The 19,414-nt window shown below is 71.4% G+C and carries 16 protein-coding genes and 1 tRNA gene; 15 read left to right on the forward strand and 2 right to left on the reverse strand.

All coding sequences use genetic code 11. The features are described from left to right. Window positions 1-12: 12 nt before the first annotated feature. The 12 genes from O7599_RS31345 to O7599_RS31400 all read left to right on the forward strand — a co-directional run bounded on the left by O7599_RS31345 (window position 13) and on the right by O7599_RS31400 (window position 12,995). Complete coding sequence (locus tag O7599_RS31345) at window positions 13-465, forward strand: hotdog fold thioesterase (protein ID WP_281618980.1); 453 nt, start codon at window positions 13-15, stop codon at window positions 463-465. Window positions 466-835: 370 nt separating this feature from the next. Then, the gene (locus tag O7599_RS31350; RefSeq protein ID WP_281618981.1) at window positions 836-2,203 is read left to right on the forward strand and encodes a sulfotransferase; all 1,368 of its coding nucleotides are present in this window, start codon (window positions 836-838) and stop codon (window positions 2,201-2,203) included. Next, window positions 2,200-3,381: a glycosyltransferase family 4 protein gene (locus tag O7599_RS31355; protein ID WP_281618982.1), complete on the forward strand. Its 1,182-nt coding sequence runs from the start codon at window positions 2,200-2,202 to the stop codon at window positions 3,379-3,381. The genes O7599_RS31350 and O7599_RS31355 overlap by 4 nt, the downstream gene beginning before the upstream one ends. Then, on the forward strand, window positions 3,374-3,943 hold the full coding sequence (gene cysC, locus O7599_RS31360; RefSeq protein ID WP_281618983.1) for an adenylyl-sulfate kinase: 570 nt from the start codon (window positions 3,374-3,376) through the stop codon (window positions 3,941-3,943). Before O7599_RS31355 ends, cysC begins: the two co-directional genes overlap by 8 nt. Beyond that, the gene (cysD, locus tag O7599_RS31365) at window positions 3,940-4,866 is read left to right on the forward strand and encodes a sulfate adenylyltransferase subunit CysD (RefSeq protein ID WP_281618984.1); all 927 of its coding nucleotides are present in this window, start codon (window positions 3,940-3,942) and stop codon (window positions 4,864-4,866) included. Before cysC ends, cysD begins: the two co-directional genes overlap by 4 nt. A 2-nt stretch (window positions 4,867-4,868) precedes the next feature. Then, complete coding sequence (locus O7599_RS31370) at window positions 4,869-6,221, forward strand: GTP-binding protein (protein ID WP_281618985.1); 1,353 nt, start codon at window positions 4,869-4,871, stop codon at window positions 6,219-6,221. A 186-nt stretch (window positions 6,222-6,407) separates the two neighbouring features. Then, entirely contained in the window at window positions 6,408-7,031 is a 624-nt protein-coding gene (locus O7599_RS31375; RefSeq protein ID WP_281618986.1) for a hypothetical protein, read from the forward strand. A gap of 255 nt (window positions 7,032-7,286) precedes the next feature. Beyond that, complete coding sequence (locus O7599_RS31380; RefSeq protein ID WP_281618987.1) at window positions 7,287-8,528, forward strand: branched-chain amino acid ABC transporter substrate-binding protein; 1,242 nt, start codon at window positions 7,287-7,289, stop codon at window positions 8,526-8,528. Window positions 8,529-8,636: 108 nt separating this feature from the next. Further along, window positions 8,637-9,566: a branched-chain amino acid ABC transporter permease gene (locus O7599_RS31385; RefSeq protein ID WP_281618988.1), complete on the forward strand. Its 930-nt coding sequence runs from the start codon at window positions 8,637-8,639 to the stop codon at window positions 9,564-9,566. Between the two features lie 5 nt (window positions 9,567-9,571). Next, window positions 9,572-11,365 (forward strand): branched-chain amino acid ABC transporter permease, encoded by a 1,794-nt coding sequence (locus tag O7599_RS31390; protein WP_281618989.1) that lies wholly within the window; start codon window positions 9,572-9,574, stop codon window positions 11,363-11,365. 5 nt (window positions 11,366-11,370) lie between these two features. Further along, a complete protein-coding gene (locus O7599_RS31395; protein WP_281618990.1) occupies window positions 11,371-12,282 on the forward strand; it encodes an ABC transporter ATP-binding protein in 912 nt (303 codons plus the stop codon). Then, window positions 12,279-12,995, forward strand: coding sequence for an ABC transporter ATP-binding protein (locus O7599_RS31400; RefSeq protein ID WP_281618991.1), 717 nt, complete (start codon window positions 12,279-12,281; stop codon window positions 12,993-12,995). Before O7599_RS31395 ends, O7599_RS31400 begins: the two co-directional genes overlap by 4 nt. 101 nt (window positions 12,996-13,096) lie before the next feature. Here O7599_RS31400 and O7599_RS31405 read toward each other — a convergent pair whose 3' ends face one another. Continuing rightward, the gene (locus O7599_RS31405; RefSeq protein ID WP_281618992.1) at window positions 13,097-13,771 is read right to left on the reverse strand and encodes a response regulator; all 675 of its coding nucleotides are present in this window, start codon (window positions 13,769-13,771) and stop codon (window positions 13,097-13,099) included. A 105-nt stretch (window positions 13,772-13,876) separates the two neighbouring features. Between O7599_RS31405 and O7599_RS31410 the strand changes: the two genes are divergently transcribed. The 3 genes from O7599_RS31410 to O7599_RS31420 all read left to right on the forward strand — a co-directional run bounded on the left by O7599_RS31410 (window position 13,877) and on the right by O7599_RS31420 (window position 16,643). Further along, window positions 13,877-13,950, forward strand: a tRNA-Leu gene (locus O7599_RS31410). Window positions 13,951-14,057: 107 nt separating this feature from the next. Further along, complete coding sequence (locus O7599_RS31415; protein ID WP_281618993.1) at window positions 14,058-14,837, forward strand: helix-turn-helix domain-containing protein; 780 nt, start codon at window positions 14,058-14,060, stop codon at window positions 14,835-14,837. Window positions 14,838-15,242: 405 nt separating this feature from the next. Continuing rightward, on the forward strand, window positions 15,243-16,643 hold the full coding sequence (locus tag O7599_RS31420) for a hypothetical protein (protein WP_281623593.1): 1,401 nt from the start codon (window positions 15,243-15,245) through the stop codon (window positions 16,641-16,643). 40 nt (window positions 16,644-16,683) lie between these two features. Here the strand turns inward: O7599_RS31420 and O7599_RS31425 are convergent, their stop codons facing one another. Continuing rightward, on the reverse strand, window positions 16,684-19,353 hold the full coding sequence (locus tag O7599_RS31425; RefSeq protein ID WP_281618994.1) for an ATP-dependent helicase C-terminal domain-containing protein: 2,670 nt from the start codon (window positions 19,351-19,353) through the stop codon (window positions 16,684-16,686). Window positions 19,354-19,414 lie beyond the last annotated feature (61 nt).

The raw sequence follows: 19,414 nt of genomic DNA on the forward strand, positions 1-19,414 counted from the left end.
GAGCCGGCGCCCATGGGCGAGCACACCACGACGAAGTTCCCCCAGGAGATCCTCGACGAGTTCGCCGGCGTCGGCGTCGACCTGGAGAAGCTCTTCTCCGCCGGCGCCCTCGGGCAGCGCATGGGCCTCAGGGTGCTGGAAGCGGCGCCCGAGCGGGTCGTGGGCACCCTGCCGGTGGAGGGCAACACCCAGCCCTACGGGCTGCTGCACGGCGGCGCCTCCGCCGTGCTCGCCGAGACGCTCGGCTCCGTCGGCGCGATGCTGCACGGCGGCCCGGCGAAGCTCGCGGTCGGCGTCGACCTCAACTGCACCCACCACCGGGGCGCGCGCTCCGGCGTGGTCACGGGCGTGGCCACGCCGGTGCACCGCGGCCGGTCCACCGCGACGTACGAGATCGTCGTCAGCGACGAGGAGGGCCGCCGGGTGTGCACCGCACGGCTCACCTGCCTGCTGCGCGACGCCTGACCCGCGGCCGGCCGGGATCACGGCGGCGACCGCGGCGCGCGGCACGGACCCGGGGATGAGAAGCTCATGAGAACCGCTCACCCACTACGCTCAGACGCACCGCCCCCGGGACCCGTCCCTCTCATCCCGCTCTCAGGGTTCTCAGCACCCCCTCACCCCTGGTGGCGCCGACGCCCCGTGCGGAATTCACCCGTCCGGGCGGTGCGAAGCAGTGCTCCGTACGGGACGCCGCAGGTCTGCGCGGGCCGTCCGAGGGCGCTGTGACCAGCGCCACGCCGCATCAATCAAACTGGCTATGACCTGCACGTTTAGTGAACATGCCGCTCGGGTACGTTGCCCGTCTCACAAACGCCTTCTAGCCTCGGGGCGCATGAACCTCCTCCGGAAGCTGAATCACAAGCTCGGCGCAACCACGGGTTTCGAGATCCGTAAGGCCGGGCTGCCGCACGTGCCTGCCCCGAAATCCGCCGGGGCCAAGGAGCCCGCCGAGCCGAAACCGGCCACGCAGGTCGCGTACCGCCCCCCGGAGGATCCCGAAGTCGACCGGCTGCTCCGGCGGCCCGTGTTCATCATGTCGCCGGTGCGCTCCGGCTCCACCCTGCTGCGCCTGCTCCTCAACGCGCACTCGCGTCTGCACTCGGCGCACGAGCTCCACTTCCGCCGGCTGGAGGTCAACGCCAGCACCAAGCTCGCCGAGCGCGCCATGGCGGAGCTGGGCCTGGAGCGCGGCGACCTGGAGCACCTGATCTGGGACCGGGTGCTCCACCGCGAGCTGGTCCGCTCCGGCAAGGACTTCCTGGTGGAGAAGACGCCCAGCAACACCTTCGCGTACAAGCGCATCGCCGCCTGCTGGCCCGACGCCCGCTTCATCTTCCTGCTCCGCCACCCCGCCTCCATCGCCCGCTCCTGGTACGAGGCCGACCCGGAGAAGCGCACCGAGGAGGAGGCCGCCCTCGACGCGCTGCGCTACATGCGCGCCACCGAACGCGCCCGCCAGGCCCTGCCGGGACACGTCGTGCGCTACGAGGAGCTGACCGACGACCCCGAGTCCGCCATGAAGGCCATCTGCTCCTACCTGGAGATCGACTTCGAGCCGGGCATGCTCGACTACGGCTCCCAGACCCAGACCAGCTACAAGAAGGGCCTGGGCGACTGGAAGGACAAGATCCGCAGCGGCCAGGTGCAGGCCGGCCGCGCGCTGCCCTCCGAGAAGGAGATCCCCGAGCCGCTGCGTGAGATCAGCGCCGCCTGGGGCTACCTCGCGGGCCAGGGGCCGGACACCACGGCGGCCACGGCCGCCGCCCGCGAGCCGCACGCCGAGATCGCGGAGGTCTGGCCCCGCGACGGCGCCGTACGCCTCACCGGCAGCCTGCACGGCGTCCCCGAGGGCGGCGACGGCCCCTGGACGGTGCTCCTCGTCCGGCGCGACCACGAGGACCAGCAGTTGCGCTACCCGGCGGAGCTGTCGGACGGCGGCTTCGACGTCACCGTGCCCGTGGCCGACCTGACGCCCGCGGGTCTTTCGACCCCGGCCCAGTGGGACATCCACCTGGCCGCCGGCGAGGGCGACGCGGAGGTCCGGCTGCGCGCGGGCCGCCACCTCGACGGGATCACCGGCAAGAAGAACATCATGGTCTTCCCCGGCCAGCCCGCCCAGGTCGACGGCGCCGACGTCGAGGTCAAGCCGTACTACACGATCAAGGACAACCTCTCCGTCGAGGTACTGCCGGCCTCATGAAGATCCGCTATCTGCTGATGCACGCCTACGGCACGGGCGGGACCATCCGCACCGTGTTCAACCAGGCCGGTTCCATGGCCGCCGCGGGCCACGACGTCGAGATCGCCAGCATGCAGCGCGGCCGCGACGAGCCTCACTTCCCCCTCCACCCCGACGTCACCGTCACCACCCTGGTGGACCAGCGCCCCGGCGCCCGCGAGGCGGAGCTGGCCGCGGCGGGCCCCCGGGCCGCGGAGAAGCGCGTCGAGCGGGAGGGCCAGCCGCCCCGGCACATCCCGCCCGGGGAGTTCGCGTACGAGCGCTACAACCGCCACATCGAGGACACCGTCATCGGCTGGCTGGAGCGGCAGAGCGACGCCGTGATCGTCCCGACCCGCCCCGGGCTGAACTTCCTGACGGCCAGGTTCACGCCCCGCTCCTGCCGGAAGATCGCCCAGGAGCACATGAACCTGGGCACGCACCCGGCGGACATCCGCGCCGCCATCCAGCGCGAGTACCCCCGCTTCGACGCCGTCGCCGTCCTCACCCACGGTGACCGCGAGGACTACCAGGAGCTGCTCCCCGACACCCGCGTCGTGCGCATCCCCAACGCCGTGCACACCGGGGAGAAGAAGCTCACCACCTACGCCAACCACATCGCCGTGGCCGCCGGCAGGCTCTTCCCGCAGAAGGGCTTCGACATGCTGATCCCGGCGTGGGCGCAGCTCGTGGAGAAGTTCCCCGACTGGCAGTTGCGTATCTTCGGCACCGGCGAGAAGAAGGCCGAGCTGCGCCGTCTGATCAACGAGAACCACCTCTACAACCACGTCTTTCTGATGGGGCACACGCACAAACTGGACGACGAACTTGCGAGAGCGTCCTTTTATGTGCTCAGCTCGCGGTTCGAGGGTTTGCCCATGGTGATGATCGAATCGATGACCCACGGACTCCCCGTGGTGAGCTTCGACTGTCCGACGGGCCCCGCCGACGTGCTCACCCACGGGAAGGACGGCCTGCTGGTGCGCCGCAAGGACGTGGACGGGCTCGCCGAGGCCATGGGACAGCTCATGGACGACGAGGGCCTGCGGGCCGACATGGGAGCGGCGGCACTGCAGACGTCGCGCTCCTACACTCCCGAGGCGGTCCATCCGCAGTGGGAGGCACTGTTCGAGGAGATTCACGGGAGTGGGAGTGCCTGACAACGCACCCGGCGCCGACGACGTACACGCGCGCGGCGCCACGATCTGGCTCACCGGCCTGCCCAGCGCCGGCAAGACGACGCTGGCGCGCGCCTTCGGCGAACGGCTCCGGGCCGCCGGCCACCGGGTGGAGCTCCTGGACGGCGACGAGATCCGGGAATTCCTCACCGCCGGCCTCGGTTACTCGCGGGAGGACCGCGACACGAACGTGCAGCGCATCGGCTTCGTCGCCGAACTGCTCGCGTCGCACGGCGTGAAGGTCCTCGTGCCGGTGATCGCCCCGTACGCGGACAGCCGCGAGGCCGTGCGCAAGCGCCACCAGACGGAGGGTACGACGTATGTGGAGGTGCACGTGGCGACGCCCGTCGACGTCTGCGCCGAGCGCGACGTGAAGGGCCTCTACGCCAAGCAGGCGGCCGGCGAGATCTCCGGCCTCACCGGCGTGGACGACCCGTACGAGCCGCCCGCGGCCCCCGATCTGCGCATCCCCACACACGAGCAGAGTGTCGAAGAATCCGCGGCGATGCTTCACGCCGCACTGGTGGAACGAGGTCTCGCATGAGCCAGTTCGGGCAGGCCACCGCCCAGGACTTCCAGTTGCCCCACCTGGACGTGCTGGAGTCGGAGGCGGTGCACATCTTCCGCGAGGTCGCGGGTGAGTTCGAGCGTCCGGTGATTCTCTTCTCCGGCGGCAAGGACTCCATCGTGATGCTCCACCTGGCGCTGAAGGCGTTCGCGCCCGCGCCGCCGCCGTTCGCGCTCCTGCACGTGGACACGGGACACAACTTCCCCGAGGTCCTGGAGTACCGCGACCGCGTCGCCGCACAGCACAACCTGCGGCTGCACGTCGCCTCCGTCCAGGACTTCATCGACCGCGGCGAGCTCAAGGAGCGCGCCGACGGCACCCGCAACCCGCTGCAGACCGTGCCGCTGCTGCGGGCCATCGAGGAGGCCCGCTACGACGCCGTCTTCGGCGGCGGCCGGCGCGACGAGGAGAAGGCCCGCGCCAAGGAGCGCATCTTCTCCCTGCGCGACGAGTTCGGCGGCTGGGACCCGCGCCGCCAGCGCCCCGAGCTGTGGCAGCTCTACAACGGCAAGCACGCCGTCGGCGAGCACGTCCGGGTCTTCCCGCTGTCCAACTTCACCGAGCTGGACGTCTGGCAGTACATCGCCCGCGAGAAGATCGTGCTCCCGGAGATCTACTACGCGCACCGCCGCGAGGTCTTCCTCCGCAGCGGCATGTGGCTCGCCCCCGGCGACTGGGGCGGCGCCAAGCAGGGCGAGCGCGTCGAGACCCGCATGGTGCGCTACCGCACCGTCGGCGACATGTCCTGCACCGGCGCCGTCGACTCCGACGCCGACACCATCGAGAAGGTCATCGCCGAGATCGCCGCCACCCGCCTCACCGAGCGCGGCGCCACCCGGGCCGACGACAAGATGTCCGAGGCCGCCATGGAAGACCGCAAGCGCGAAGGCTACTTCTGATCATGACCGTGAACCCACCCACCACCACGGAGCCGGCCGCGCTCACCGAGGTCTCGCTGCTGCGCTTCGCCACCGCGGGCAGCGTCGACGACGGCAAGTCGACCCTCGTCGGCCGGCTGCTGCACGACTCCAAGTCGGTACTCGCCGACCAGTTGGAGGCCGTCGAGCGCGCCTCCGCCAGCCGCGGCCAGGAGGCCCCCGACCTGGCGCTGCTCACCGACGGGCTGCGCGCCGAGCGCGAGCAGGGCATCACCATCGACGTGGCGTACCGCTACTTCGCCACGCCCCGGCGCCGCTTCATCCTCGCCGACACCCCCGGCCACGTGCAGTACACCCGCAACATGGTCACCGGCGCCTCCACCGCCGAGCTGGCGGTCATCCTCGTGGACGCCCGGCACGGCGTCGTCGAGCAGACCCGCCGGCACGCCGCGGTCGCCGCGCTGCTGCGCGTGCCGCACGTGGTCCTGGCCGTCAACAAGATGGACCTCGTCGGCTACGCCGAGGACGTCTTCGCCACGATCGCCGCCGAGTTCACCAAGTACGCCAAGGCCCTCGGCGTGCCCGCCGTGACCACCATCCCCATCTCGGCGCTGGAGGGCGACAACGTCGTCACCCCGTCGGCCACCATGGACTGGTACGCGGGCCCCACGGTGCTGGAGCACCTGGAGACCGTGCAGATCGACCACGACCCGCGCGGCCGCGTGACCCGCTTCCCCGTGCAGTACGTGATCCGCCCGCAGACCGCGGACCACCGCGACTACCGCGGCTACGCCGGGAAGATCGCCTCCGGCATCTTCCACGTCGGCCAGCCGGTCACCGTGCTGCCGTCCGGCCACACCTCCAGCATCGCCGCCATCGACGTGCTGGGCGAGAGCGTCGACGCCGCCTGGGCGCCCCAGTCGGTCACCATCCGGCTCGCCGACGACATCGACATCTCCCGCGGCGACATGATCGCCCCCACCGAGCAGGCCCCCGAGGCCACGCAGGACATCCAGGCCACCGTCTGCCACCTGCACGACACCGCGCTCACCCCCGGCGCCCGGGTGCTGCTCAAGCACACCACCCGCACCGTCAAGGCGATCGTCAAGCAGATCCCCGACCGGCTCACCCTCGACGACCTCTCCCACCACCCCGCCCCGGGGTCCCTGGAGGTCAACGACATCGGCCGCGTCGTACTCCGCACCTCGGAGCCGCTGCCCATGGACGCCTACGGAGACTGCCGGCGCACCGGCTCGTTCCTGCTGATCGACCCCGCCGACGGCGCCACCCTCGCCGCGGGCATGGCGGGCGCCGCGTTCGCGGGTGCGGACAGCGAGAAGCGGGCGGAGCTCGACGACGCCGAGTGGGACTTCTGACCGCGTCCCGCCCGGCCGCGGGACGCTGACGGCGCCCCGCGGCCCGCGGACCGCCTCGGTAGCCGAAACGGCGGCGGGAAGGGGCTTCAGCCCCGGCTCCCGCCGCCGTTCGCGCACGTTCGGTAGTCGGACGCGGGCGTGCACGGCCCCCTGCCCCGACGGGCGAACGCCCTTACTCTGTCGGCCATGAGCGCGCCCACCCGGCCGGAGCCCGGCCCCGAGCCGGACCCCGGCCCGCCCGCGGAGATCCTCGGCGGCGGCTCCGCGGAACCGCGCCTCGGCGAGCGCTGGACGGCGCTGCCGCCCCGCTCCCGCCGGCTCGCCGCCACCGGCGCCGGCCTCGCCGCGCTGGCCGCTCTCGGCGCATACGTCCTGGCCACACGGCCGGAGCCGGAGCCGCCCGCGCCCGTGCCGTACCCGATCCAGTCGACGGACTTCTCCTTTCTCGGGATAGAAACCCCCAAAACCGGCGATACCGCTTTTGACGCCCAGCTCATCGCCACCTCCGACAGCGGCGCCTCACTGGAGAAGATCACCCAGGGCTACGGCGGCCTGAAACTGTCCGCCCGGCCCCCACTGCCGCTCCGGCTCCCCGAAGGCCAACCGATCCGGGTCACCGTCAGGTTCGAGGTCACCGAGTGCGCCGGCCTCCCCCTCGACGCGAGTCTGCCCTCCCTGCGCGTAACGCTGCGTAACACGCGCGCAATACAGGACTACAGCTCCATCCTCGGCGCGACCTACGCCGCAGAACTGTCCCGGGCGCTGCGTACGATATGCGAACCCGCTCCGCGGGCTGCCCCCGGCGCATAGGACACCAGCAGCGGCTTCACGCCCGTTCGGGCGTCCGGACTCCGCGGATCCGGCACAGACCACGCCCGTCGGCGCGCCCGGTAGCTGTAAGGGTCATAACAAGAGAGTCACAGCATGGCCTGCACCTCTGCCCCCTCGACCCGGGGCGGCTTAGAGTCACGCCCAGTCACCGCGCAGCAGGTCACCATCCGACGCCTGCCGCGTGCACCGGCCCACTCTGCGCAGTCGAGGCCGCGCCAGGGGAAAGGACTGATCGTGCGTCACCGTTCCTTGCTCATACTCACCACTGCGGTCACCGCAGGGGCTCTCACGCTGTCTGCTTGCGGTTCCCGCGACGACGACAGCGAAGACGGGGGCGGTGGCGACGGAACGACCGTCGTTATCGGTCTCGACGCCCCGCTGACGGGCGACCTCTCGGCCCTGGGCATCGGCATCCAGAACTCCGCCGAGCTCGCCGTGAAGACGGCCAACGAAAACGAGGAGGTCAAGGGCGTCACGTTCGAGCTCGAACCCCTCGACGACGTGGCGCAGGCCCAGCAGGGCCAGCAGAACGCCACCAAGCTCGTCGGCAACGAGGACGTCATGGGCGTCGTCGGCCCGCTGAACTCCGACGTCGGCCAGTCCATGCAGAAGGTCTTCGCCGACGCCGACCTCGTCCAGGTCTCGCCCGCCAACACCAACCCCGCCCTGACCCAGGGCGAGGAATGGCAGTCCGGCGAGAAGACGCGGCCCTTCGACACGTACTTCCGCGTGGCCACCACCGACGCCATCCAGGGCCCGTACACGGCGCAGTACCTCTACAACGAAGAGAAGCTCAAGAAGGTCTTCGTCATCGACGACAAGAAGACCTACGGCGCCGGCCTCGCCGGCACCTTCGCCGACGAGTTCGAGAAGCTCGGCGGCAAGGTCGTCGGGACCGACCACGTCAACCCCGACGACAAGGACTTCGCGGCCATCGCCACGAAGGTCAAGAACTCCGGCGCCGAGTTCGTCTACTACGGCGGCGAGTACCCGGCCGGCGCCCCGCTGGCCGCCCAGGTCAAGAAGGCCGGGGCCAAGATCCCCACCGTCGGCGGCGACGCGCTGTTCAGCGCCGAGTACGTCGCGCTGGCCAAGGAGAACGCCGAGGGCGACATGGCCAGCTCCGTCGGCGCGCCGCTGACCGAGCTGGACACCGCCAAGGAGTTCATCAAGAACTACGAGGCCGCCGGCTACGAGGACGCCTACGAGGCGTACGGCGGCTACAGCTACGACTCCACCTGGGCCATCATCCAGGCCGTGAAGACCGTCGTCGAAGAGAACGACGGCGAACTGCCCGGTGACACCGACGAGGCCCGCCTCGCCATCACCGAGGCCATGAACGACGTCTCCTTCGAGGGAGTGACCGGCAGCGTCGGGTTCGACGAGTTCGGCGACACCACCAACAAGCAGTTGTCGCTGTACCAGGTCAAGGACGGCGAGCACGTGCCGCTGACCAGCGGCGAGTTCGAAGGCTGACCGGGGCGACCACCACCGCCCATTGATCACACAGACCGCACGCGGCGCGGGGGGCGCACACAGCGCCCCCCGCGCGGCCATATCTGACACCCACTCGGAGGCCCAGCGGTGAACGATCTGCCGCAGCAACTTGCCAACGGCCTGCTACTCGGCGCCTTGTACGGGCTCATAGCCATCGGCTACACGATGGTGTACGGCATCGTCCAGCTCATCAACTTCGCCCACGGCGAGATATTCATGATCGGCGGCTTCGGCGCCCTGACGATGTGGCTCTGGATGCCCGACGGCACCAGCCTGCTCGTCGCCCTGCCACTGATGATCCTGTTGGCCGTCATCTGTTCCGTCCTCGTCGGCGTCGGCGCCGAACGCTTCGCCTACCGCCCCTTGCGCGGCGCACCCCGGCTCGCCCCCCTGATCACCGCGATCGGCCTGTCCATCGCCCTGCAGCAGGCCATCTGGGCCTGGTACCCCGACGCCACGAAGTCCCGGCCCTTCCCGGAGTTCTCCGGCCCCCGCCTCGACTTCGGCGCGTTCACCATCGAACGCGGCGAGCTCTACCTGCTCATCGCCGCCCCCGTGTGCATGATCGCCCTCGGCTTCTTCGTCTCCAAGACCCGCACCGGCCGCGCCATGCAGGCCACCTCGCAGGACCCGGACACGGCCAAGCTCATGGGCATCAACACCGACCGCATCATCGTCATGGCCTTCGCCATCGGCGCCGCCTTCGCCGCCATCGCGGCCATCGCCCACGGCCTGCGCTACGGCGAGGTCAACTTCAAGATGGGCTTCATCGCCGGCCTCAAGGCCTTCACCGCCGCCGTCCTCGGCGGCATCGGCAACATCTACGGCGCCATGATCGGCGGCGTCGTCCTCGGCCTCTCCGAGGCCCTGGCCACCGCCTACATCGCCGACATCCCCGGCATGGAACAACTCGGCGGCGGTGCCTGGAAGGACGTCTGGGCGTTCGTCCTGCTCATTCTCGTACTGCTCTTGCGGCCCCAGGGCCTGCTGGGCGAACGCGTCGCGGATCGGGCGTGATAGCGATGACCACCCTGGAGAACACCACCGCATCCGCCACCGCCCCCGCGGGCGGCGCGCTGCCCCTGCCGCCGGGCACCGCCCGGCTCCTCGCCTACGGCGGCGCCGTAGGCACCCTCATCTCCACCTTCCTCTCGTGGACCTACACGGAGGAGTTCCCCGGCAACCTCACGGTCTACGGATACCCCGGCGGCCTGCAGCTCCTGACGCTCACCGGCGCCCTGCTCACCCTGCTGTTCCTGCTCTCCGGCAGCGGCGTGCGCGGCCTGCGCTGGCTCACCCCCGCCGGGCCCCACAGCGCGGTACGGCTGCTCGCGCTCGGCACCCTCGGCGTCACCGGCTACACCGTCGGCGCCATCATCAAGAACCTCGGCGGCCTGATCAACGTCGACCCCGGCGGCTACATCGCCGTCGCCATGGCCCTGACCGCCGCCGTCGGCGCCCTCGGGCTGCCCTCCGACGTCCCCGTGGACACCGAGAAGCCGCCCGCCAACCCCTGGGAACGGCTCGTACACTCGCTGAAGGCACCGACCCCCGGGAAGCTGAAGGACCTGCCCGGCTGGGTGGAGATCGTCATCATCTCCGTCTCCTTCGCCCTCGGCCTGTACGTCTTCACGTTCGGAATCGACACCGACTACGCCGAACTCTTCATCGGCTACATGGTGCTCGTCTCCTTCGCGTTCCCCGCCGTGGGCCGCGCCGGCCTCACCCGGCAACTGGGCCAGCTCACCAGCAAGCACCGCAACGTGACCGTGACCGCGGCCTTCGTCGCCGCCTTCGCCTTCCCGTTCACCCAGAGCAACGACGCCTACGCCAGCATCGGCACCAACATCCTCATCTTCGCCACCGTGGCGCTCGGCCTCAACGTCGTCGTCGGCCTCGCGGGCCTGCTCGACCTCGGCTACGTCGCCTTCCTCGGCGTCGGCGCCTACACCGCGGCCCTCGTCTCCGGCGCGCCCACCTCCACCATCGGGGTCACCTTCCCGTTCTGGGCGGCCGTGCTCACCGGCGCCGCCGCATCGCTCGTCTTCGGCGTCCTCATCGGCGCCCCCACCCTGCGGCTGCGCGGCGACTACCTCGCCATCGTCACCCTCGGCTTCGGCGAGATCTTCCGCATCGGCGTGCAGAACCTCGACGGCGACTCCGGCCCCGACATCACCAACGGGCCCAACGGCATCCCGAACATCCCCGAACTGGAGCTCTTCGGCTTCAACCTCGGCGAGGAACACACCATCCTCGGCACCGAGCTGGGCCGGTTCTCCAACTACTTCCTGCTCATGCTGGTGTTCACGGTCGTGATCGTCACGATCTTCCGGCGCGCGGACCAGTCGCGCATCGGCCGCGCCTGGGTCGCCATCCGCGAGGACGAGACCGCCGCGCGGGCCATGGGCATCAACGCCTTCCGGCTCAAGCTCCTCGCCTTCGCGCTCGGCGCCACCCTGGCCGGCATGGCGGGCACCGTACAGGCACACGTGACCTACACCGTCACGCCCACCCAGTACAAGTTCGTCGAAGCCGTACCGCCCAACTCCGCGTTCCTGCTCGCAGCCGTGATCCTCGGCGGCATGGGCACCGTCAGCGGCCCGCTCATCGGCGCGTCGCTGCTCTACCTGATCCCCGCCAAGCTGCAGTTCGTGCAGGAATACCAACTGCTGCTCTTCGGCGTGGCGCTCGTCCTGCTCATGCGCTTCCGCCCGGAGGGCCTCATCGCCGACCGCAGGAAGCAACTGGAGTTCCACGACACCGGTCAGCTCGACGTGCCCAAGGAAGATACCGGCCTCAGCAAGGTGGGGGTGTGACACCGATGGCCAGCGACACCATCCCCGCCAGGGAACCGGCGGTCGGCGGCACCGTCCTGGACGCCCGCGGCGTCACCATGCGCTTCGGCGGCCTCACCGCCGTACGCAACGTCGACCTCACCGTCGACCAGGGCGAGATCGTCGGCCTCATCGGCCCCAACGGCGCCGGCAAGACCACCTTCTTCAACTGCATGACCGGGCTGTACATCCCCACCGAGGGCACCGTCCGGTACCGGGGCACGGTCCTGCCACACCGCTCCCACCGCGTCACCGAGGCGGGCGTCGCCCGTACCTTCCAGAACATCCGTCTCTTCGCCAACATGACGGTCCTGGAAAACGTCCTCGTCGGCCGGCACACCCGCACCAGCGAAGGGCTGTGGTCCGCACTCCTGCGCGGCCCCGGCTTCAAGAAGGCGGAAACCACGTCCGAAGCGCGCGCCATGGAACTCCTGGAGTTCACCGGGCTGGCCGCCAAACGCGACCACCTCGCCCGCAACCTCCCCTACGGCGAACAGCGCAAGCTGGAAATCGCCCGGGCACTGGCGAGCGAACCCGGACTGCTGCTCCTCGACGAGCCCACCGCGGGCATGAACCCGCAGGAGACCCGGGCCACCCGCGAACTGGTCTTCGCGATCCGCGAACAGGGCATCTCGGTGCTCGTCATCGAGCACGACATGCGGTTCATCTTCGGGCTCTGCGACCGCGTCGCCGTCCTCGTCCAGGGCGAAAAACTGGTCGAGGGGACCCCGGAAGTCGTCCAGAGCGACGACCGCGTCGTCGCCGCGTACCTCGGGACCCCCTTCGAGGGCGCCCCCGAGGACGAGGGCGCCGCCGAGGTCGCCGCCGCCGAGCAGGCGCGCGCCCGGGACACCGGGAGCGGCAGCACCACCAAGACCAGCAAGGAGGGCGACGCGTGACCGCGCTACTGCAGGTCGACGACCTGAAGGTCGCCTACGGCAAGATCGAAGCCGTCAAAGGCATCTCGTTCAGCGTCCAGAAGGGCGAGGTCGTCACCCTCATCGGCACCAACGGCGCCGGCAAGACGACGACCCTGCGCACCCTCTCCGGACTCCTGAAGCCCGCCGGCGGAAAGATCTTCTTCGACGGCCAGCCCCTCGACGGCATCGGCGCCCACAAGATCGTCGCCATGGGCCTCGCCCACTCCCCGGAGGGCCGCCGGCTCTTCCCCCGCCTCACCATCACCGAGAACCTCCAACTCGGCGCCTTCCTCCGGAAGGACACGGCGGGCATCGAGCAGGACATCACCATGTGCTACGAGCTGTTCCCGATCCTCGGCGAACGGCGCAAGCAGGCCGCCGGCACCCTGTCCGGCGGCGAGCAGCAGATGCTCGCCATGGGCAGGGCCCTGATGTCCAGGCCCAAGCTGCTCATGCTCGACGAACCCTCCATGGGCCTCTCGCCGATCATGATGCAGAAGATCATGGACACCATCCGGGAACTGAAGTCCCAGGGCACCACCATCCTGCTCGTCGAGCAGAACGCCCAGGCCGCGCTCTCCATCGCCGACCACGGCCACGTCATGGAGGTCGGCAAGATCGTCCTGTCGGGCACCGGAGAGGAACTGCTGCACGACGAGTCCGTGCGCAAGGCCTACCTCGGCGAAGACTGAGAACCCGCCCGCAACCAGAGCGGCCCGCGCCCCGGGGAGGGGGGCACGGGCCGCTCAAGCGGTTCACGGAGGCCGTACGGAAACGCCTCCGCTGGTTCCCGCTAGCCCTGCTTCTTCTTCGCCTTCTTCTCCGCGTCGTCCTCGATCACAGCCTCGGCCACCTGCTGCATCGACAGCCGGCGGTCCATCGACGTCTTCTGGATCCACCGGAACGCCGCCGGCTCCGACAGCCCGTACTCCGTCTGCAGGACGCTCTTCGCCCGGTCCACCAGCTTCCGCGTCTCCAGCCGCTGCGTGAGGTCGACGACCTCCTTCTCCAGCGTCTTCAGCTCCGTGTAACGCGAGACGGCCATCTCGATGGCGGGCACCACATCACCCTTGCTGAACGGCTTCACCAGATACGCCATGGCCCCCGCGTCCCGCGCCCGCTCGACCAGCTCGCGCTGGGAGAACGCGGTGAGCATGAGCACCGGGGCGATGGAGTCGGCGGCGATCTGCTCGGCGGCGGAGATCCCGTCGAGCACGGGCATCTTCACATCCATGATCACCAGATCCGGCTGATGCTCCCGCGCCAACCGCACCGCGGTCTCCCCGTCCCCCGCCTCGCCGACGACGGTGTACCCCTCCTCCTCCAGCATCTCCTTGAGATCGAGCCGGATGAGGGCCTCGTCCTCGGCGATGACGACCCGGGTGGTCTGCGGCGGCACGTGCTCGTCGCCTCCGGCGCTGGCGGCGGCGATGTCCTCCGGGGGTTCGGGGGTCTCGGGGGCGCTCACGGTGCTCCTCGGGGTGTTACTGACTGGGAGTGGGCACCCACGAGGGTACCTATCTCCTGTATGTTTGAGCGCCGGAGGGGTTAGACTCACCTTCGGATCGCAGGAGCTCCGGTAGTCCAATCGGCAGAGACGATACCCTCAAAAGGTATTCAGTGTGGGTTCGAGTCCCACCCGGGGCACTCGCCTTTGAATTCAAGGCTGTCGCCCGCTGTGGATCTTCACGCATTCCGGTGATCGGCTGGGATTTTCTCCCCATCCGGCTCGTTCTTCGGACAGTCTCGCTTGCGTGTACGACCTTGACACGCGCAAGCGGGCACTCTCTCTGGTCGCCGGGGGCCGAAGCATGAACTCCGTGAGCAAGGAGATGGGCATATCGCGGGCCGCGATCCGTGACTGGAAGGTGCGGATCGAGCCGCTCCCCTCAGTGGCGAAGCGAGGTGAGTGTGTGCGCTGCCGCCCGGTGCCGGGCATGCCGACGGATCCTGAGGCGTACGCCTACCTCCTGGGGTTATACCTGGGTGACGGATGCGTCAGCCGCCAGCCGCGCGGCAACTACTCGCTGCGCATTGCCTGCGCTGACGCGTGGCCAGGGCTCATCGACGCCTGCGCCGACGCCATCCGTGCGGTCCGGCCGGAGAACAAGGTCTGCCGTGTGCAACAGCAAGGGTGCGTGTCGGTGACCAGTTACAGCATCCACTGGCCGTGCTTGTTCCCGCAGCACGGCCCCGGGCCCAAGCACGGGCGGCCGATCACTTTGGAGACTTGGCAGCAGCACATCGTCGGCGCATACCCGTGGCCGTTCATCCGCGGTCTGATCCATTCCGACGGGTGCCGGATCACCAACTGGACTGTGCGCCCTGTCAGGGGTGTGCCGAAGCGCTATGAGTACCCCCGCTACTTTTTCACCAACCGTTCCGCCGACATCGTCCGGCTGTTCTGCGCCGCACTTGACCAGGTGGGCGTCGAATGGAAGCCCGCCCGCCAGAACCGCCTGGCGAAGAACATCTCCGTCGCCAAGCGCGCCTCCGTCGTCCTCATGGACGCCCACGTCGGGCCGAAGTACTGACCCCGACCCCGCCTCCAAACCCCGGTGTCCTAGGGGTGTCCGAGGGGTGTGCGGGGGCGGTTACCGTTCATCCACAGGCGGTAGAACGCGGCATCAACTTGACGTATGGTCGCGAGCATTGCTGTGCGGGGGAGCCTGCAGACCTACGGAGGGGACGGGTAGGCGATGTCTGCGCCGACGCGACGACGACTGCGCAAGGGTGCGATGACCGCGGCGGTGGCCGCCGCCGCGATGGCGGCGCTCACGGCGTCGCAGGCGCCGGGGCTCTCGGCGGGGCCCGAGGCACCCGGGAAGAGCGCGCCCGACCAGGCGCCGGGGGGCGGGGAGGACTCGATCACGGGTGGCTCTCCCTACTACACCGATCTGCCGCCGCTGGAGAGCGCCAACCCGTCTCCGGGTGGTGAGTTGGAGGACGAGGCCGACGACTCCGGTATACCGGCGACGGTTCTCGACGCGTACAAGCAGGCCGAGAGCCGGCTCGCGCGGAGCAACCCCGGGTGCAACCTGGAGTGGGAGCTGCTGGCGGCCATAGGCCGGGTGGAGTCCGGGCATGCCCGCGGCGGCGACGTGACCGCGGACGGTACGACCCGGAACCCGATCCTCGGTCCCGTGCTGAACGGCAACGGCTTCGCCAACATCACGGACACCGACGGCGGCGAGTACGACGGGGACACCAGCCACGACCGTGCGGTCGGCCCGATGCAGTTCATCCCCTCGACGTGGGCCACCTGGGGCACCGACGGCAACGACGACGGCCAGCGCAATCCGGACAACATCTACGACGCGGCGCTGGCCGCCGGGCGGTATCTGTGTGCGGGCGGGCGTGACCTGTCCTCGCAGGCCGATCTGGAAGCCGCCATCCTCGGGTACAACCAGTCGGAGTCGTATCTCCGTACGGTCCTGACCTGGTACGACTTCTACAAGGAGGGTGGCGCCGACGCGGTGCCCGACGGCACCGGTGCGGACCCCGGGGACCGGAGCGACGGCATCAACACGCCGTCGCCGTCGCCGACCCCTTCGGACAGCGACAAGCCCGGCAAGGGCGGCGACAAGAAGGACGACGACAAGGGCGGCGGCAAGGGCGGCGGCGACCCGACGCCCGGGCCCACCCCGCCGCCCGGCGGGGACGAGGACCCCGGTCAGCCGGCGCCGACCATTGCGGACCTGCGCGTGGCGAGCCCGCAGTCGGCCACCGCGTACACGGGTGCCGACTTCGCGGAGCGGCCGAAGGTGCGGGGCGTGACGTCGCGGGGCGCCGGCGTGTCCGGCAAGACGGTCACGTTCACGATCAGCGGGCAGACCGGTGCGGTCTTCGCCGGTGGCGGGAAGACCGCGTCCGTCACGACCAACTCCTCCGGTTACGCGACGGCGCCGGTGGTCAAGGCGGGGCAGTTGGCCGGTGACTTCACGATCCGCGCGACGACGGGCCGCGGCGTGAGCCCGGTGGACTTCGCCGCCGCGGTGGAGGCGTCGTACGGGCTGGCCCGGGTCGGTGACGGGGCGCTGAAGGCGGCGGCGGGCGGCGAGTTCGGTGCGGTCGAGGCCAAGGTGACGTACCGGGGCGGTCCGGCTGCCGAGGCGCCGGTGACGGCGGCGATGGTCACGGCGGCGGGCGAGCAGAACGACAAGGGCCCGTACTTCGCGGACGCGGAGGGCAACCCGGTCCGCAAGCTGAACCTGACGACGCTCGCGGACGGCACGGTGAAGCTGCCGGTGATCCACGCGGGCGACGAGGCGGGGACGTTCCTGCTGCTGCTGACCACGAGCGAGGGCGTGACGCTGACGCTGGAGCTGACGGTCGAGTAGTCGCCCGGCGGGTAGCGGCCACACGCCGGGCGAACGCCGGTCAGCGGCCGGCGTTCGTGCGGCGCGTGGTGTGCCGGGTGGGCGTGGCGGTGGCCGGGTTCTCGGGCCAGGGGTGCTTCGGGTAGCGGCCGCGCAGTTCGGCGCGGACCGCGGGGTAGCCCTGTCGCCAGAAGGACTCCAGGTCGGCGGTGACGGCGGCGGGGCGGCCGGCGGGTGACAGCAGGTGCACCAGGAGCGGTACGCGGCCGTCCGCGATCCGCGGGGTGTGCTCCAGGCCGAAGAGTTCCTGGAGTTTGACGGCGAGTACGGGCTGCTGCGGGTCGTCGTAGTCGACGCGGATGCGGGAGCCGCTGGGCACCTCGACGCGTTCGGGGGCCAGTTCGTCGAGGCGGGCGGCTTCGCCGCGGGTCCAGGGGAGGAGCCCTTGGAGTACGCGGCCGGCGTCGACGCGGCGCGGTTCGTCGTCCAGCCAGTCGTCGGCGCGGGTGAGGAGTGCGTCGTCGGAGACGTCGGGCCAGGGGTCGCCGAGTGCGCGGTGCAGGAACGCGAGCCGGCGGCGCAGTGCGCGGGCGTGGTCGGACCAGCGGAGCAGGGCGGTGCCTTCGCGGCGCAGCCCGTCGAGGCGGGCGGCGCGGAGGCGGGCCGGGTCGGGGCGGGGGAGGGGCCGGGCGCGGAGTTCGATCGCGCCGAGGCGGGTGACGCGGCGGGCGACGGTTTCGCGGCGTTCGGCGGCCCAGGTGACGTCGTCTTCGGTGGCGAGGAGTGTTTCCGCGGCGCGCAGGGCGGTGTCCTCGTCGATGGGTGCGCCGAGCCGGAGCCGGGCGCCGGCGGCGCCGACGGGCCGGTCGGCGACGGCGACGGCCAGCCACGGCTGGCCGCGCAGGGCGGATTCGGCGCCGGTTTCGACGCGGGTTCCGGAGGCCATGAGGTACGACCCGGCGCCGCGCCCGCGCGCGACGCGCTCGGGGAAGGCGAGGGCGGCGACGAGCCCGGCGACGGCGTCGTCGCCGAGCGCGCCGCCGTTTCCGCGGGCGGGTCCGGCCGGGGCGTCGCCGGGGGTGCCGCTGTCGCCGGGGTCGGCGGGCGCGGTCGGTCGCCGGCCGGGTGCGGCGGCGTCTTCCGGTGGGGCGGTCCCGGGCGTTGCGCGTCGCCGGTCCACGGCCGGGTCGCCCGCGGCGGTGCCGAGGGCGCGCCGGAGGCGCTGGGCCTCGCGGCGCCAGCGGGTGGCGTAGGCGTCGCCGCCGCGGCGGGCGCGGCGCCAGGCGGCGGCGAGGTCGTCGCCGTACGGGCGCGGCGGTTCCTCGCTGAGCAGTGCCACGGCTTCCGCCGCCGCCCGCGGGCCGGCTTCGGCGGCGGCGTCGATGAGGGCGCGGCCGAGCCGGGGGTGCAGGCCGAGGCGGGCGAGGCGGGTGCCGCGGGGTGTCGGGCGGCCGGCGGTGTCGACGGCGCCGACTGCGCGCAGCACGTCGCGGGCGGCGGCCATCGCGCCGGGCGGCGGGGTGTCGAGGAGGGCGAGTCCGGTGGCCTCGGGGTCGCCCCAGCAGGCGGCCTGGAGGGCGAAGGGGGCAAGGTCGGCGACGGCGATCTCCGGTGACGGATAGCGCGGCAGCCGCCCGTCCTCGGCCTCCGGCCAGCAGCGCAGGGCGAGCCCGGGGCCTTCGCGCCCGGCGCGGCCGAGCCGCTGGGTGGCGGTGGCGGCGGAGACCCGTACGGTCGTGAGCGCGCCGAGCCCGCGGGCGTGGTCCATGCGCGGTTCGCGGGCGAGTCCGCCGTCGACGACGGTCCGTACCCCCGGCACGGTCAGGCTGGATTCGGCCACCGCGGTCGACAGGATCACGCGCCGCTCGCCGGGGGCGCTTCCGCGCAGTACGGCGTTCTGCACGTCGGCCGGTGCCTGCCCGTGCAACTGCAGCACTTCTGCGGCCGTGTCCGTGAGCAGCCCGGCGACCCGGGCGATCTCGCCGACGCCGGGCAGGAAGCAGAGCACGTCGCCGTCGGTGCGGCGCAGGGCTTCGCGCACGACGTCGGCGATGTGGGCCAGCAGCGCCGGGTCGACGCGGGTGCCGTGCGGGGGGCGTACGCCGGCGGGCGGGGGGCGGTAGCCGATGGCCACGGCGTGCATCGTGCCCTCGCCGCGTACGACGGGGGCGGGGGCGCCGCCGTCGGGCGCGGCCAGGAGCCGGGCCCAGGCGTCGGTGTCGGAGGTGGCGGAGGCGGCGACGAGGCGCAGTTCGGGGCGGAGGGTGGCGCGTACGTCGACGAGGAAGGCGAGTGCGGTGTCGGCGTCGAGGTGTCGTTCGTGGCACTCGTCGAGCAGTACGGCGTCCACGCCGGCCAACTCGGGGTCGCGCTGGAGGCGTTGGAGGAGGACGCCGGTGGTGACGACCTCGACGCGGGTGCGGGGCCCGGCGCGGCGTTCGCCGCGGACGGTGAACCCGACCCGGTCGCCGGCCTCCTCGCCGAGCAGCCACGCCATGCGGCGTGCGGCGGCCCGGGCCGCCATGCGGCGGGGCTCGGCGACGAGCACCCGGCGGGGCGGGGCCTGGGCGCCGGGGACGAGCCCGGCGAGCGCCAGGGGCACGAGCGTGGTCTTGCCGGTGCCGGGCGGCGCCCCGAGCACGGCGGCGCCGGGGCCGTCGAGGGCGGCGCGCAGGGCGGGGAGCGCGTGCCGTACGGGCAGGGCGTCGAGTGCGTTGGAGCGGAGGGCCACGGACGCCAGTGTGCTACGGCCCGCGCCCCGGGCGGCGGGCGCCCGTCACGCGGCCGGATCG

Origin of the sequence: Streptomyces sp. WMMC500, assembly GCF_027497195.1 — a bacterium.
GTDB lineage: Bacteria > Actinomycetota > Actinomycetes > Streptomycetales > Streptomycetaceae > Streptomyces.

Excerpts from the sequence above, each read along its gene's own strand:
- O7599_RS31345 (WP_281618980.1), top strand. The coding sequence starts at position 13 with ATGGGCGAGCACACCACGACGAAGTTCCCCCAGGAGATCCTCGACGAG.
- O7599_RS31350 (WP_281618981.1), top strand. The coding sequence starts at position 836 with ATGAACCTCCTCCGGAAGCTGAATCACAAGCTCGGCGCAACCACGGGT.
- O7599_RS31355 (WP_281618982.1), top strand. The coding sequence starts at position 2,200 with ATGAAGATCCGCTATCTGCTGATGCACGCCTACGGCACGGGCGGGACC.
- cysD (WP_281618984.1), top strand. The coding sequence starts at position 3,940 with ATGAGCCAGTTCGGGCAGGCCACCGCCCAGGACTTCCAGTTGCCCCAC.
- O7599_RS31370 (WP_281618985.1), top strand. The coding sequence starts at position 4,869 with ATGACCGTGAACCCACCCACCACCACGGAGCCGGCCGCGCTCACCGAG.
- O7599_RS31375 (WP_281618986.1), top strand. The coding sequence starts at position 6,408 with ATGAGCGCGCCCACCCGGCCGGAGCCCGGCCCCGAGCCGGACCCCGGC.
- O7599_RS31390 (WP_281618989.1), top strand. The coding sequence starts at position 9,572 with ATGACCACCCTGGAGAACACCACCGCATCCGCCACCGCCCCCGCGGGC.
- O7599_RS31395 (WP_281618990.1), top strand. The coding sequence starts at position 11,371 with ATGGCCAGCGACACCATCCCCGCCAGGGAACCGGCGGTCGGCGGCACC.